At 66.6% G+C, this 15,715-nt stretch carries 8 protein-coding genes; 6 read left to right on the top strand and 2 right to left on the bottom strand.

Going from position 1 to position 15,715, the window contains the following annotated elements; genetic code table 11:
• Positions 1–45: 45 nt before the first annotated feature.
• Positions 46–2,139: a VCBS repeat-containing protein gene (locus MC375_RS11425; RefSeq protein ID WP_242103522.1), complete on the bottom strand. Its 2,094-nt coding sequence runs from the start codon at positions 2,137–2,139 to the stop codon at positions 46–48.
• A 36-nt stretch (positions 2,140–2,175) separates the two neighbouring features.
• Complete coding sequence (locus MC375_RS11420; RefSeq protein ID WP_242103521.1) at positions 2,176–5,733, bottom strand: methylmalonyl-CoA mutase family protein; 3,558 nt, start codon at positions 5,731–5,733, stop codon at positions 2,176–2,178.
• Positions 5,734–5,937: 204 nt separating this feature from the next.
• On the opposite strand from MC375_RS11420, the gene MC375_RS11415 reads away from it, so the two are divergent.
• The 6 genes from MC375_RS11415 to MC375_RS11385 all read left to right on the top strand — a co-directional run bounded on the left by MC375_RS11415 (position 5,938) and on the right by MC375_RS11385 (position 15,712).
• Positions 5,938–7,521 (top strand): phospholipase D family protein, encoded by a 1,584-nt coding sequence (locus MC375_RS11415; protein WP_242103520.1) that lies wholly within the window; start codon positions 5,938–5,940, stop codon positions 7,519–7,521.
• Positions 7,522–7,981: 460 nt separating this feature from the next.
• On the top strand, positions 7,982–9,085 hold the full coding sequence (locus MC375_RS11410; protein ID WP_242103519.1) for a Glu/Leu/Phe/Val dehydrogenase dimerization domain-containing protein: 1,104 nt from the start codon (positions 7,982–7,984) through the stop codon (positions 9,083–9,085).
• Between the two features lie 157 nt (positions 9,086–9,242).
• Entirely contained in the window at positions 9,243–10,400 is a 1,158-nt protein-coding gene (locus tag MC375_RS11405) for an isovaleryl-CoA dehydrogenase (protein ID WP_242103518.1), read from the top strand.
• A gap of 304 nt (positions 10,401–10,704) precedes the next feature.
• Positions 10,705–13,470, top strand: coding sequence for a S8 family serine peptidase (locus tag MC375_RS17725; RefSeq protein ID WP_277929449.1), 2,766 nt, complete (start codon positions 10,705–10,707; stop codon positions 13,468–13,470).
• Positions 13,471–13,686: 216 nt separating this feature from the next.
• Positions 13,687–14,121, top strand: a complete 435-nt coding sequence (locus MC375_RS11390) for a DUF2141 domain-containing protein (protein WP_242103517.1) — start codon at positions 13,687–13,689, stop codon at positions 14,119–14,121.
• Positions 14,122–14,194: 73 nt separating this feature from the next.
• Entirely contained in the window at positions 14,195–15,712 is a 1,518-nt protein-coding gene (locus MC375_RS11385) for a carotenoid oxygenase family protein (RefSeq protein ID WP_242103516.1), read from the top strand.
• Positions 15,713–15,715: the final 3 nt, after the last annotated feature.

The raw sequence follows: 15,715 nt of genomic DNA, 5'->3' as shown, positions 1-15,715 counted from the left end.
TGATTTCCTGGCACACGATGCTCCTTGCTCACCGATCCGGCGCTCTTAGCGAACCAACGTGTTGGAAAGGGGCCATTGCGCCACCTGCTGCTGGGCTGTGGAACGCGCCGTGCGCCAGATGGTGTTCTGACCCGTCTGCCCGTTTCGCCAGACCAAATCGCTCAAGCCGTCTCCGTTGTAATCGCCCACCGCCACAACATCCCAATCCAGGTTACTCACGGCGGTAACAGGCTGTTGGGTGCGAAAATCTCCAGAAAGCCAGATGGCGTTCGTGCCGGCGCGTATGTCGCGCCAAACTACGTCGTCCTTTCCATCGCCGTTGAAGTCGCCGACACCTCGGACCTTCCAGTAGATGTTGGTCACGGCGGTGATGGGGTATAGCGTGTCATGGCGACCCGAGCGCCAGACGGCGTTCTGGCCGGACGCTGCATGCCGCCAGAGGATGTCTGAACGCCTGTCGCCATCGAAATCGCCGATGCCGACGACCTGCCAGCGCACATCCGTCACGCCCCGCACCCATTGCTGCGTGGAGGAATTCGCGGACTTCCAGATGCCGTTGGCTCCCGTGCGCCGATTGCGCCACAACAGGTCGGCCCGGTCGTCGCCATTGAAGTCGCCGGCACCCACGACCTGCCAATCCTGGCTCGTGACTGCAGTAATCGTGCGGGAATAGAACGACCCCAATCGCAACTCGTTGCTACCGTTGGTGGAGTGGCGCCAGAACACGTCCGAGTTCCCATCGCCGTCGAAATCCCCGACGGCCTGCCCGACCATCCTGCGTTGGAGCAGGTACGGGCACTGATAAGGATACTGGCTGCGCAGACAGAGGTGCCAGGCATTGAGGTCAGCCCGTTGCCACAGATACTGCGTGGCGCCTTCGTCTTGGTACCACAACAGGTCCGACACTCCGTCGCCATCGAAGTCGCTGACCGGCAACGAAGATTTGAACGCTTCGCATCCGTATAGGACGGTCGCACCCGAGTACGTCGCGGCGGCCAGGTCATTGCAGCCGTCACCATCGAGGTCGCCCATCGCTATCGCGTACTGATTGCGATAGTCGCCATAATCAGTGTGGTTGCCGAACCCTGGAAGGTCGTAGACGAACTGGCTGCCAAATCCACCGCCGTCTTCGCCAAGCACGCTCGCGGCATTGAACGTGTAGTGCCCGAGCACGACGTTCGCATCTCCATTTCCACCCGCATCGCCCACCAGGATTGCCGTGGGACTGTCATGGACGGGAATCCGTTCCGACAGGACGAGGTATCCATGCGGGCCGCGGCGATAGACGTTCAGCGTGGCGTCCGGCCTGTTGCCCGGAGTCGCGGTGAACACTTCCTTGATGCCGTCCCCGTCGATGTCAGCGGCACGAATGGCCACGGACGCGGCCACGGTCCCGTTGGCCGATTGCGGATGCGGATACGCGACGCTTGGGTAGAAGCCTCCCATGCGATTGTTGGAAAAGACATGGAAAGACGTGCTATGCCCCGCGGAGATCAGCAGGTCGGGATAGCCATCGCCGGTCACGTCGGCGAGTTGCATGGACTTGAAGTCCCACTGGACGACGTACCAGCCCGCTACCGTCTGAAACATGCGCGCGGAACGGAACCCTCCAAGGCCATTGCCAAGGTAAACAACCGCATACTGCTGTTCATCGTGGCAGACCACGTCCGCATTGCGATCCAGGTCGATATCGCCAGCCGTGATGAACTCGCAGTTGAAGGCCGGTCCGGCATGCTTCACAACGGAAGCGGTTCCGGCAGAGGTCATCCGTATGACATAGAGTCCGGTCAGGTTGGGCGTGCCGACCACCGCTTCGAGCGCGCCGTCGCCATCCATATCGGCAAGTGCGATCCGATACTCGTTGTTGAGATTCTCGGGCAGTGGGACATTGACGGGCGGAGCCAGCGTCCCGTCCGCCCTTTGCAGGAAGAACGAGAGCTTGTAATCCCAGTCCAGCGACTTCCTTGTCGTCACGGCGAGATCCTTGCGACCGTCGCCGTTTACATCGCCGATGGCGACGTCGAAGGTCGCCCTCCAGGCATCCGTCAGTCGATGGGGCCGGCCGAACGACGACCCGGCAGCCATCGCGACTTCCATCGCCGATAGCCACAGCAGAACCACTAGTGCGTAGCGCCCCATCCCCTCCCCCTTGCCATGGACAACCGCTACCGGCTGTCACATGTTCCTTCGGTACTCCCCGCCCACATCGTACAGCGCATGGCTGATCTGCCCAAGCGAGTGGGTCTTGACCGCTTCCATCAGCGCCGCGAACACGTTCTTGCGGTCGCGGGCGGCCTTCTGCAGGTAGCCCAGGCCGTGGCCGTCGTGCGGTTCGGTGGCGGCGGCGGCATCGTCTTCCACCACATGGGCGTGTTCGGTTTCGCCTTCGGGCGCCAGCACGTTACGTGACTGCTGCCAGGCCAGCACGTTGGCGATCTGCTGGCCCTTTTCTTCCTCGGTGGAGCGGATCAGTTCGATCTCGGTGGCGATCTCGCCAGCGTGCTGCTTGGGCAGGAAGGTGTTCACACCCACCAGCGGCAGCGAGCCGTCGTGCTTCTTGTGTTCGTAGTAGAGCGACTCTTCCTGGATCTTGCCGCGCTGGTACATGGTGTCCATGGCGCCGAGCACGCCGCCGCGGTCGCTGATGGCTTCGAACTCCTTGTAGACGGCCTCTTCCACGATGTCGGTGAGCTGGTCGACGATGAAGCTGCCCTGCCAGGGGTTTTCGCAGAAGTTCAGCCCCAGCTCCTTGTTGATGATCATCTGGATGGCCACGGCGCGGCGCACGGACTCTTCCGTGGGCGTGGTGATGGCCTCGTCATAGGCGTTGGTGTGCAGGCTGTTGCAGTTGTCGAACAGGGCGTACAGCGCCTGCAGCGTGGTGCGGATGTCGTTGAACTGGATCTCCTGCGCGTGCAGGCTGCGGCCGCTGGTCTGGATGTGGTACTTCATCATCTGGCTGCGTTCGTTGGCGCCGTAGCGCTCGCGCATGGCGCGCGCCCAGATGCGCCGCGCGACGCGGCCGATGACGGTGTACTCCGGGTCCATGCCGTTGCTGAAGAAGAAGCTCAGGTTGGGCGCGAAGTCGTCGATCTTCATCCCGCGCGCCAGGTAGTACTCGACGATGGTGAAGCCGTTGCTCAGGGTGAAGGCGAGCTGCGATATCGGGTTCGCCCCGGCCTCGGCGATGTGATAGCCGCTGATCGAGACCGAATAGAAGTTGCGCACCTTGTGGTCGACGAAGTGCTGCTGGATGTCGCCCATCATCCGCAGCGCGAACTCGGTGCTGAAGATGCAGGTGTTCTGGGCCTGGTCCTCCTTGAGGATGTCGGCCTGCACTGTGCCGCGCACGGTGGCGAGCGTTTCTGCCTTGATGCGGGCGTAGGTGTCGGCATCGACCAGCTGGTCGCCGGTGATGCCGAGCAGGCCCAAGCCGAGGCCGTCGTTGGTGGGCGGCAGGTCGCCGTGGTACTTCGGGCGTTGCCGGCCTTCGAAGAACTTCGCGATCTTCTGCTCGGCGTCGGCCCAGCGGGCGTCATCGGCCTTGAGGTATTTCTCCACCTGCTGGTCGATGGCGGTGTTCATGAACATCGCCAGGATGATCGGCGCCGGGCCGTTGATGGTCATCGACACGCTGGTGCTGGGCGCGCACAGGTCGAAGCCGGAGTAGAGCTTCTTCATGTCGTCCAGGGTGGGGATGTTGACGCCGGAGTTGCCGATCTTGCCGTAGATGTCCGGGCGCGGCGCCGGATCCTCGCCGTACAGGGTGACGCTGTCGAAGGCGGTGGACAGGCGCGCGGCTGGCTGGCCGACGCTGAGGTAATGGAAGCGGCGGTTGGTGCGCTCGGGCGTGCCCTCGCCGGCGAACATGCGGATCGGGTCCTCGCCGGTGCGGCGGTAGGGGTACACGCCGCCGGTATAGGGATACGAACCGGGCAGGTTTTCCTTGCCCAGGAATACCAGCAGCTCGCCCCAGCTCTTGTAGCTGGGCGCGGCGATCTTGGGCACCTTCTGGTGGCTGAGCGAGTCGCGGTAGTTCTCGACCCGGATCTTCTTGCCGCGGACTTCGTATTCGGTGACCTCGTCGGTGATCGACTTCAGGCGCTGCGGCCATTCGCGCAGGAGCTTGAGCGAATCGTTGGTGAGGGACTGGACGGCGTCGTTGTAGCGCTGGCGCAGGGTCAGCAGCGTGCGGTCGACGCTCTGAGCCCCTCTCCCCTCGGGAGAGGGAAGCAAAGCGTCGGCAGCATAGAGGTCGAGGGCCTTGGGCAGAGCTTCGTCGCCCAGGTCATGCAGCGACTGCCAATAGCCCTGCGCGCGGTCGGCGGCTTCGCCCTGTTTCTCGATGCTGGCGTTGATGGCCCTGCCCTGCTCGGCGATCTCGGCCAGGTAGCGCACGCGGGCGCCTGGGATCAGCACGGTGGCGCGCGGTTCCTTGAGGCTGGTATCCAGGCGCGGGGTCCACCGGGCGTCCGGCAGCGACAGTTTTGTGCGCAGCAACCGGCACAGGTTGGTGAACATCCAGCTGATGCCGGGGTCGTTGAACTGGCTGGCGATGGTGGGATAGACCGGCACGTCCTCGTCGGCGGTCTTGAACGCGGTGCGGTTGCGCTTCCACTGCTTGCGGATGTCGCGCAGCGCGTCCTCGGCGCCGCGCTTGTCGTACTTGTTGAGCACGATCAGCTCGGCGTAGTCGATCATGTCGATCTTCTCGAGCTGGCTGGCCGCGCCGTAGTCGCTGGTCATCACGTACATCGGGAAGTCGACCAGGTCGACGATCTCCGAATCGCTCTGACCGATGCCGGCGGTTTCCACGATCACCAGGTCGTAGCCCAGGCCCTTGAGGAAGCCGATGCAGTCCTTGAGCACGGCGTTGGTGGCCACGTGCTGACGGCGCGTGGCCATGGAGCGCATGTACACGCGATGGCTGCGCAGCGAGTTCATGCGGATGCGGTCGCCCAGCAGCGCGCCGCCGGTGCGGCGGCGGGTGGGGTCGACGCTGATCACCGCGATGCGCATCTGCGGGAAGCTGGCCAGGAAGCGGTTGAGCAGTTCGTCGGTGACCGAGGACTTGCCGGCGCCACCGGTGCCGGTGATGCCGATGACCGGGGTCTTGCCGCCGGCGAGCTGCCACTGCTTGCGCAGCTTGGACAGCTCGGCCTCAACGATGGCGCCGTCCTCGAGGTTGGAAAGCACGCGGCCGATGCCGATTTCGTCGTCGATGCCGGGCGCGTGTTCGTGCCTGCCGCGCGCCGAAACGCTCCGTGCGTCGCCGGCGCGCTTGACCACGTCTTCGATCATCTCCACCAGGCCCATCTTCATGCCGTCGTTGGGGTGGTAGATGCGCTCGACGCCGTAGCCTTCGAGTTCGCGGATTTCCTCCGGGGTGATCGTGCCGCCGCCGCCGCCGAACACGCGGATGTGGGCGGCGCCGCGTTCGGCCAGCATGTCGACCATGTACTTGAAGTACTCGACGTGGCCGCCCTGGTAGCTGGACAGGGCGATGCCGTCGGCGTCTTCCTGCAGCGCGGCGCGGACCACGTCCTCGACCGAGCGGTTGTGGCCCAGGTGGATCACTTCCGCGCCCTGCGCCTGGATCAGCCGGCGCATGATGTTGATCGCCGCGTCGTGGCCGTCGAACAGGCTGGCGGCGGTGACGAAGCGCAGCGGCGTGCGGCTCTCATCAAAAGTGGGGGCCTGGCTCGCAGGCAGGTTCTGTGCAGGCGTGCTCATGGGCGCGTCTTGGTGCCGAAAACGAGAGAACCCGATTGTAGCGCGGGGGTCCGGACGGCCCGGGCACGCGGGCGCAAGGCTTGTGGCCGGCGCGGGATGCCGCCAATACTGCACGCGCAGCGCGCGCTGCACATATATCCGGATGGCGCATGGGGAATGCGCGCCGGACTTCGCACCGATTCCACCGCCGGCGGACGCCCTGCAATGACACGATTCAAACGCATGCTCGCGTGGTGCCTGGTCGCGCTGGCGGTGCTGGTGGCCAGCGGCCTGCTGCTGGGCGGCTACCTGACCCCGGCGGCGACCGGCGCGCCGGGACGGGCCTTGCCCGTGCAGCCGGCTGCCACCGTACTGGACCGCGAGGTCGCGCCGCTGGTGGCACGCCACGGCGGCAGGACCGGCGCGATCCTGGTGCCGGACGGACTGGACGCCTTTGCCGCGCGGGCGCTGTCCGCGCGCCAGGCCGAACGCAGCCTGGACCTGCAGTACTACATCTGGCACGACGACCTGACTGGGCGACTGCTGGGCCGCGAAGCCTGGCTGGCGGCCGAACGCGGCGTGCGCGTGCGCATGCTGCTGGACGACATCAACGCCGGCGGCAAGGACCTGGCGCTGCTGACGCTGGACGCGCATCCGGGGATCGAGGTGCGCCTGTACAACCCGCTGCGCAACCGCAACGGCATCGGCCGCGCGCTGGAGATGCTGCAGCGCTTCTTCCGCCTCAACCACCGGATGCACAACAAGGCCTGGATCGCGGACGGGCGCATGGCGGTGCTGGGCGGGCGCAACATCGGGATCGAATATTTCAGCGCGTCGAATGAGAGCAATTTCCACGACCTGGACCTGGTGCTGTTCGGCCCGGCGGTGCAACAGGCCAGCGACATCTTCGACCGCTACTGGAACAGCGCCGCGGCGGTGCCGGTGGCCAGCGTGGGCGATGCGCGGCCCAATCCACCGCAGAACGATTCGACCCAGGACGACCCGGCGCAGGCACTGATCGCCCGCGCGCGCGCCGAGGCCGACAGTCCCGCCGCGCGCGCCTACCTGCAGCGCGTGGAGGCCTCGCCGAACGTGCGCGCCTACCTGGCGCAGTCGCTAAGCCCGTTCTGGAGCGACCGCATCGCGATCGTGTCCGATCCGCCGGTCAAGCACGGCCTGGCCCGCACGCAGCTGCTGGTGGACAGGATCGAGCGCGACCTGCGCAGCGCGCGGCGCAAGGCCTTCCTGATCTCGCCATACTTCGTGCCCGGCGACGACGCGACCGCCGGGCTGGTGGCGCTGGCGAAGCGCGGCGTGCAGACCGGTGTGGTGACCAATTCGCTGGCCGCCAACGACGTGGCCGCGGTGCACGGCGGCTACAGCAAGTACCGTCCGCGCCTGCTCGCCGGCGGCGTGCACCTGTACGAGATCCGGGCGCACCACGGCGACCCGGCGCACCGGCCGGGCAGCAGCAGCGGCGCCAGCCTGCATACCAAGGCGTATGTGATCGACGACGCGCGCGGCTTCATCGGCTCGTTCAACATGGATCCGCGTTCGGCCAACCTGAACACGGAAATGGGCGTGTTCTTCGACGATCCGGGTATCGCCGCCGCCCTGCGCGACGAGTACCTGCACCTGGCCAGCCCGGCGATGAGCTACTGGCTGCATCGCAACGATGCCGACGCGCTGCGCTGGCTGGACCGCAGCACCCGGCCGCCGAGCCTGCTGGATCGCGAGCCCGAAGCCACGGGCATGCGTCGCGCCCAGGCCGCGCTGTTCCGCTGGCTGCCGGTGGAATCGCAGCTGTAAGAGGTGCCCGAGGAACCCCTCCCGCTGTGGGAGCGGCCTTGGCCGCGAATGCGTTTTGGCCACTCGTCGAAAGGCATTCGCGCGCAAGCGCGCTCCCACGGCGAGCGGGTTGAAATCGCTTTCCAGCCCCGCCCTTCATGGCGCCTGAGGGGCCGCCGAAAGCCCCGTGCAGGTAGGAACACCCCCTGTGGGAGCGGCCTTGGCCGCGAATGCATGCCGGCCCCGCGTCCAAAGGCATTCGCGCGCAAGCGCGCTCCCACGGGTTGAAATCGTTTTCCAGCGCGGGCCCTCATGCCGCGTGACGGGCAGTCGAAAGCCCGATTCCGGCATGGGCGTAAAATGCCGCCCCTGTTGCGCCGGCACCCGCCGGCGCAGTCGCTTTTCGTCCACGGTCCGGCCCAGGCCCGGCCACACAGCAATCGCCATCGCGCCCCGTGCGCAACCGGCGCGGAGTCTTCGAATGATCTTTGAAACCCTCGACACCACCGGCCACGAGCAGGTCGTCTTCTGCCACAACAAGGACGCGGGCCTGAAGGCGATCATCGCGATCCACGACACCACCCTGGGTCCGGCACTGGGCGGGACCCGCATGTGGCCGTACCGGAGCGAGGCCGAGGCGCTCAACGACGTGCTGCGCCTGTCGCGCGGCATGACCTACAAGAACGCGGTCGCCGGCCTGGACATCGGCGGCGGCAAGGCGGTGATCATCGGCAACCCCGCCACCGACAAGTCCGAAGCGCTGTTCCGCGCGTTCGGCAAGTTCGTCGATTCGCTGGGCGGGCGCTACATCACCGCCGAGGACGTGGGCATCGACGTCAACGACATGGAATACGTATTCCGCGAGACCGAGTACGTGACCGGCGTGCACCAGGTGCACGGTGGATCCGGCGACCCGTCGCCGTTCACCGCCTACGGCACGCTGCAGGGCCTGATGGCCACGCTCAACCGCGCGCACGGCGACGAGGAAGTGGGCAAGTACTCCTATGCCGTGCAGGGCCTGGGCCACGTGGGCATGGAGTTCGTGAAGCTGCTCAAGGAGCGCGGCGCGAAGATCTTCGTCACCGACATCAACCAGGAACTGGTGGACAAGGCGGTGGACGAGTACGGCGCGGAGGCGGTGGGCCTGGACGATATCTACGACGTGCCGGCCGACGTGTATTCGCCCTGCGCACTGGGCGGCACGATCAACGAGCAGACCCTGCCGCGGCTGAAGGCCAAGGTGATCTGCGGCGCGGCCAACAACCAGCTGGCCAACAACGCGATCGGCGATGAAGTGGACAAGCGTGGCATCGTTTATGCGCCGGACTACGCAGTGAACGCCGGCGGCGTGATGAACGTGGCCCTGGAACTGGACGGCTACAACCGCGAGCGTGCGATGCGCATGATGCGCACGATCTACCACAACCTGGCGCGCATCTACGAGATTTCCGAGCGCGATCGCATCCCCACCTACAAAGCTGCCGACCGCCTGGCCGAAGAGCGCATCGGCGCCATCGGCAAGCTCAAGCTGCCGATGGGCCGCACCGCGCCGCACTTCCGGGGCAGGATCCGGACGGGGCACTGATTTTCCAGCCTGCGTCTGGAAGATCCCCAAAGTTTGCAAAGCAAACTTCGAGCCCCTGCCAACGCTGCCACAACCCCCGCCGCTGTCGCGGCGCCCCCCTTGACTCAAGGGGGGCTATGGTTCTCCGAAAGCACAAGTCTGCAAAAGGATCGAACTGATGCGCGCGTTTCCTCTTGGTGAAGACATCGACGCCCTGCGCGAGGCCGTGCGCCGCTTCGCCGAGGCTGAGATCGCGCCGCGCGCGGCCAGGATCGACGAGGACAACGCCTTCCCGCAGGACCTGTGGCCCAAGCTGGGCGAGCTGGGCCTGCTGGGCATCACCGTGCCGGGCGAGTACGGCGGCAGCGACATGGGCTATCTCGCCCACCTGGTGGCGATGGAGGAAATCTCGCGCGCCTCCGGTTCGGTGGGCCTGTCGTACGTGGCGCATTCCAACCTGTGCGTGTCCAACCTGTACGCCAACGGCAGCGAAGCGCAGCGGCACAAGTACCTGCCGAAGCTGTGCACCGGCGAATGGAAGGGCGCGCTGGCGATGAGCGAACCGGGTGCAGGTTCGGACGTGGTCGGCTCGATGAGCTGCCGCGCCGAGCTGCAGGGCGATGTCTGGATCGCCAACGGCAGCAAGATGTGGATCACCAACGGCCCCGAGGCCGACGTGCTGGTGGTCTACATGCGCACCGCGGCCAAGGACGCGGGCAGCAAATGCATGACCGCCTTCATCGTCGAGCGCGGGATGAAGGGCTATTCCACCGCGCAGAAGCTGGACAAGCTCGGCATGCGCGGCAGCAATACCTGCGAGCTGGTGTTCGAGAACTGCGAGATCCCGGCGGAGAACGTGCTGGGCGAGGTGCACCTGGGCGTGAAGGTGCTGATGAACGGCCTCAACACCGAGCGCCTGGTCATCAGCGGTGGCCCGATCGGCCTGATGCAGGCCGCGCTCGACGCCGCCCTGCCCTACGTGCGCGAACGTCGCCAGTTCGACGCGCCGATCGGTACCTTCGGCATCATGCAAGCCAAGATCGCCGACATGTACACCTCGTTGCAGTCGGCGCGCGCCTTCGCCTACCAGGTGGCGCGCGATTACGACGCCGGCCACCGCTCGCGCATCGATGCGGCCAGCTGCCTGCTGCATGCTTCCGACGCCGCGGTGCAGGTGGCGCTCGAAGCGATCCAAGCCCTCGGCGGAAACGGTTACATCAACGAGTACCCGACCGGACGCCTGTTGCGCGACGCCAAGCTGTACGCGATCGGCGCCGGCACCAACGAGATCCGGCGCATGCTAATCGGCCGGGAATTGTTCGACGGCAAGGCCTAGGCCGCAGCTTGAGTTTTTGCCCGCGAATCAGAGGCGCCGCGCCGTCTGAATAGCCGCGCCATGTTGCTGCCATGTCGCAACGTGGCCGGTCCATGACCCGTTCAGCGTTGTGCCGCGACCTGCTGCGACGCAGCTGGTTGCGGCCGCGAATTCGTGGCATCGTGCGGCGGCGCAACGAGGCTGGCGGTTCGTCCAGGGGTTCGTTGCGCACACCGTGTCGACCGATCCCCGGCTTTCCCCCGCGAGCCGGATGGCATCCATCCTGTCGAGGAAACCCCCGATGTCCACTACACCGCATCAATCCATGAGGCGCGGAGCCGCCGCCGTGCTCGTGGCAGGGCTGGCCAGCATGGCCGCCTGGGCCGCGATTTCCAGCGGCCTGTTCTCTTCCAGCGCTAGCAGCACCCAAGCCGCGGCCAGCACCAACGCAGTCGTCGCTGCAGGCGGCGGCAAGACCGACACCGCACTGAATCAGTCCGACGACAGGCCCCGCACCTACATCGTCGTGTTCAAGGACGCGCCGCTGGCCACGTACAAAGGCGGCGTCGCCGGTATCGCCAAACCGGCGCGCAAGGGCAACGGTCGCGGTCGGCTGGATGTCGCCAGCAAGGAAGCCAAGGCCTATGTGAAGTATCTCGGCGACCGCCAGCGCGGATACGAGGCGCGCATGAGCAGCGCGCTGGGCCGCAGCCTGAAGGTGAGCCTGCGCATGCAGCACGCGCTCAATGGCGTGGTCACCGTGCTGTCGCCGCTGGAAGCCGAGGCGATCACGCGACTGCCGGAAGTGCGGATGGTCGAGGCGTACCGCGAGTACGCGCTGGACACCGACCTGGGACCTGCCCTGATCGGCGCGCACACCATCTGGAACGGTCTGTCCATGCCGCTCGGCGACGGACCCGACCGCGCACGCGGCGAGGGCATCCTGGTCGGCATCCTGGACACCGGCATCAACTTCGGCAGTCCGTCATTCGCCGCCGTGGATCCGCTCGACGGCTACGTGCACACCAACCCCAATGGCAGCGGCACGTACCTGGGCACCTGCGCCCCGGGCGGCGTCGACGAAGGACGCTGCAACGACAAGCTGATCGGCGGCTACGACTTCATCTGCGGGCCGACCGCGCCGGCCGATGCTTGCGCGTTCCCGGCCCTGTACCGCGAGGAACCTGGCTTCGGCGACACCAACGGCCACGGCAGCCACACCGCTTCCACCGCCGCCGGCAATGGGCGCACAGAAGTGGTGGGCGGCACTCCGACGACCTTCTCGGGCGTTGCGCCGCGTGCCAACCTGATTGCGTACGACATCTGCTATACCAACATTTCCACCGGACAGGGCTCGTGCCCGAGCGTTTCCTCGGTCGCAGCGGTCAACCAGGCCGTCGCCAACGGCGTCGACGTGATCAACTTCTCCATCGGCGGCGGCGCTTCGCCGTGGAACGACGCGGTCTCGCTGGCGTTCCTCAATGCCACCGACGCCGGCGTGTTCGTTGCGGCCTCGGCCGGCAACTCCGGGCCTGGCCCCGCGACGCTTGGGCACGTGGAGCCGTGGACCACGTCCTCTGCCGCATCGCGCCATCGTCTTGGCGGGTTCACCTCGGTGCTGACCGTCACTGGGCCGGGCACTGCGCCTGCCGACCTCCAGCGCGTTCTGCTGAGCGCCGGCTCGGGCGGCGTTGGCCTGAATGCCCCACTGCCGGGAACCACTCCGCTGGTGGTTAGCCCAGGCATCAACAGCGCTGACGACGGCTGCGTGGCGTTTGCCCCGAACCAGTTCCAGGGTGCGATCGCCCTGATCCGCCGCGGCACCTGTTCGTTCTCGATCAAGACCAACAACGCGGCCGCCGCGGGCGCGCTGGTCGTGATCATCGCGAACAACGCGGCGGGCGGTATTACGCCCAGCGTTCCCGGGACCACCATTCCGGCGTTCGGTACGACCCAGGCCATCGGCAATGCGATTCGCGACTTCGCCGCCGCCAACGGCGGTTCGGCCACCGCGGGTATCAATGTCTCGCCGAACGTCATCGACTCTCTGGCTTCGTTCAGTTCGCGCGGTCCGGGCGGTTACGATGTGCTCAAGCCGGACCTCGCCGCGCCTGGTGTCGACGTGCTGGCGGCGTATGCCGGCACCACGCTCACCGGCTTCGAGAACCTGGTGGTGATGATCAGCGGGACCTCGATGGCTTCGCCGCATACCGCGGGCGCGGCAGCGCTGATGCGCCAGCTGCATCCGTCCTGGACGGTGCCGGAAATCAAGTCGGCCCTGACCATGACTGCGGTGCGCACCGTGCGGCTGGAAGACCAGGTCACCCCGGCCGATGCGCATGCCACCGGCGCCGGACGTCTGCAGGCCGATCTGGCTGCACGCTCGGGACTGGTGCTTAACGAGACCAAGGCCCGCTTCGACGCCGCCAATCCGGCCCTGGGCGGTGAGGCCTCGACCCTGAACCTGGCCGCGATCCAGAAGGCCAACTGCACCGGCGTGTGCACTTTCACGCGCACGTTCCGCAGCACCTTGTCGTCCAAGCACCAATGGCGGCTGAGCCTGCGGGGCTTCGCGGGTACGATCCTGCCGGCCAGTCTCACGCTGAAGCCGGGTGAGTCGCGCCAGGTGGTGTTCACGATCGACAACACCGGCGCGCCCGCCGACGGCAGCTTCCGCTTCGGTTCGATCGAGATCGCGCCCAGCGGGACGTCGTCGAACGGCAACGCCAGCCTGCCGGCGCTGCACATGCCGGTCGCGCTGCGGGTTCCGCCGCCGCCGCCGGCGTCGACCATCCCGCTCGCCAATGGCGTGCCGGTGGCCGTGGCCGGTGCCGTGGGCAGCCAGACGTACTACAGCCTGGTGGTTCCGGCCGGTGCGACCCAGGTCAGCTTCGTCATGGCCGGCGGTACCGGCGACGCGGACCTGTACGTGAAGTGGGGTGAGGCGCCGACCGCGTCGATCGACTGCGGCTCGGAGTCCAGCTCCAACAACGAGACCTGCGTGCTGGTGGCCAAGCCAGGCACCTACTACGTGCGGATCGCAGGCTTCACCGCCTACACGGGCGCAACGCTGACCGGTACGTACCAGTAAATCCAACAGCAACAACGTGAGTCCTTGAGGGCCCGGAGCGATCCGGGCCCTTTTTTGTTTCCGGAACCGTCCTTGCGGAATCCCGGCGACGAAGCCGTCCAAGGCTTGCCGCGCCACACCAGGTGACTTTCGGCACCTCGAAGTCATGACAGTCGGCATCTCACCGTACTCGTGCCGCCTGCACACACTGGCCGCACCCATCGCAGGAGTGCCGCCATGACCGTTTCGAAACCCTATTCCTTCGCCATCGCCTGTCTCATCTGCGGTGGTCTCGCCGCCCTGCCCGCACGCGCCGCGGATCTCGAGATCAAGGTGACCGATGTGCGCGCGCAGCAGGGCTCGCTCAGGATCGCCGTGATCGACTCCGCGGCCGGCTGGAGCGACGGCGGAAAACCCGTGGCCGGCACCGTCCGCAAGGCCCAAGGCGCGGAGGAGACGTTCCATTTCCCCAACCTGCCACCAGGCCGCTACGCGGTGATGGTGATGCACGACCAGAACGACAACGGCAAGCTCGACAGCAACTTCATGGGCATGCCGATCGAGGGCTATGGGTTCAGCAACAACCCGGCCGTGATGCGCAAGCCGACCTTCGAGGAAGCGCGCTTCGAACTCGAGACCGCAGGCAGCGCGATCACTGTGCGGCTGCGCTGAGGCATCTGCGCTCAAGCCCCACCGCCCGCATTCCAGGGCAGCTCCCACCGTCCGCATGCTTCGAGGTAACACCATGGACCGCCGCCGCTTTCTCCGCAGTTTCCTCGGCAGCACCGCCGCGCTGGCATTCGCGCCCGGCCTGCTGCGCGCCGAAGTCGCCTACGCCTCAGACGCCGCCCGTTTTGCCGATGGGTTGGCGCAACGCCCCTGGCTCGCAGGCTGGAAGACCGTGGGCACGGAGTCGCTCGGACCCACCGTCGCCGCCGTGGAAGGACGCCTGCCGAAAGAACTCGCCGGCGCGCTGTACCGCAACGGGCCGGCCTGGTTCGATCGCGATGGCTTTCGCTACAAACACTGGTTCGACGGCGACGGAATGATTCACGCATGGCGCATCGGCGGCGGCTCCATCGAACATCGCGCGCGCATGGTCGCGACGCCCAAGTTCGTGCGCGAGCAGCATGAAGCCCGGTTCCTGGTGCCGGCCGCCGGGACCACCGTTCCCAACCCGGTGCCGGTGCGCAACAACGACGACGTGAACACCGCGAACACCGCGGTGATCCGCTTCGACGGCCGCCTGTACGCGCTGTGGGAAGGCGGCTCGGCCACTGAGCTTGAACCGGAGAGCCTGCGCACGCTCGGACCGGTGACCTGGCGCGAGGATCTGGTGGCGGCCCCGTTCTCCGCGCACCCGCTGGTCGATCGCGATGGCTCGCTGTGGAACTTCGGCAACATCGCCCAGTTCGGTGGCTCCGGCGTACTGGTCTGGCACATCGGCTCCGATGGCAGGCTGATCCGCACCGCGATGTTGCCGAGCGATGCGCCTGGCTATATCCACGGCTTCGCGATGAGCGACCGCTATCTGGTGTTCATGCTCATCCCCTATCGCGTGCCCGGCGAGGGCGGCGCGTACTTCGAACGCCTGCGCTACACGCCGGAACAGCCTTGCCGGGTCGCAGTGGTGGCGAAGGACGCACTCGACGCGCCGCGCTGGTTCGACATTCCCTTCGGCGCGGTGTACCACTTCGGCCAGGCGCACGAGCGCGGGCGCGAGCTGATCGTGCAGGCGGTGCGGCACAACGATATCGAGGAGATGCGCTCGCCGATGGCCGGCGCAATGCGCGGCGAGCCGGATGCGGGACTGGCCGATACCGAGCTGGTCGCGCTGCGGATCGATCTGGCGAGCGGCCGTGCGCGCTGGGAGTCGAGCGGCATGCGCGAACTCGAGTTTCCCGTCTTCGATCCGCGCGCACCGGACGGACGACCGACGCGGCTGTACGCGCCGACCAACGCCGGCGCGGCCAGTGCGCCGTACTTCAACGCGATCGCGGCGATCGACCCCGACACTGGACACCGCGACATGCATCGTTACGGCAGCGACGTCATGGCCGAAGAACACGTGTTCGTGCCGAAACCCGGCAGCCACAAGCCCGGACAGGGCTGGCTGGTCGGCACCCTGCTCGATCACGGTCGTGGCCGCAGCGGCATCGCCGTGCTCGATGCCGAGCGCGTCGCGGACGGCCCATTGGCCCAGGCCTGGCTTCCATATACGGTGCCGCTCGGTTTCCACGGCTGGTTCGCAGGCAGCGGTTGATCA

The sequence above is a fragment of the Lysobacter sp. M2-1 genome (assembly GCF_022662495.1).
GTDB lineage: Bacteria > Pseudomonadota > Gammaproteobacteria > Xanthomonadales > Xanthomonadaceae > JAKPBU01.
This window is presented reverse-complemented; position numbering and strand designations above follow the sequence as displayed.

What these genes read in the sequence shown, in the direction of transcription:
- MC375_RS11420 (WP_242103521.1), bottom strand. Translation starts at nt 5,733, where the DNA reads ATGAGCACGCCTGCACAGAACCTGCCTGCGAGCCAGGCCCCCACTTTT.
- MC375_RS11390 (WP_242103517.1), top strand. Translation starts at nt 13,687, where the DNA reads ATGACCGTTTCGAAACCCTATTCCTTCGCCATCGCCTGTCTCATCTGC.
- MC375_RS11410 (WP_242103519.1), top strand. Translation starts at nt 7,982, where the DNA reads ATGATCTTTGAAACCCTCGACACCACCGGCCACGAGCAGGTCGTCTTC.
- MC375_RS11385 (WP_242103516.1), top strand. Translation starts at nt 14,195, where the DNA reads ATGGACCGCCGCCGCTTTCTCCGCAGTTTCCTCGGCAGCACCGCCGCG.
- MC375_RS17725 (WP_277929449.1), top strand. Translation starts at nt 10,705, where the DNA reads ATGAGGCGCGGAGCCGCCGCCGTGCTCGTGGCAGGGCTGGCCAGCATG.
- MC375_RS11415 (WP_242103520.1), top strand. Translation starts at nt 5,938, where the DNA reads ATGACACGATTCAAACGCATGCTCGCGTGGTGCCTGGTCGCGCTGGCG.
- MC375_RS11405 (WP_242103518.1), top strand. Translation starts at nt 9,243, where the DNA reads ATGCGCGCGTTTCCTCTTGGTGAAGACATCGACGCCCTGCGCGAGGCC.
- MC375_RS11425 (WP_242103522.1), bottom strand. Translation starts at nt 2,139, where the DNA reads ATGGGGCGCTACGCACTAGTGGTTCTGCTGTGGCTATCGGCGATGGAA.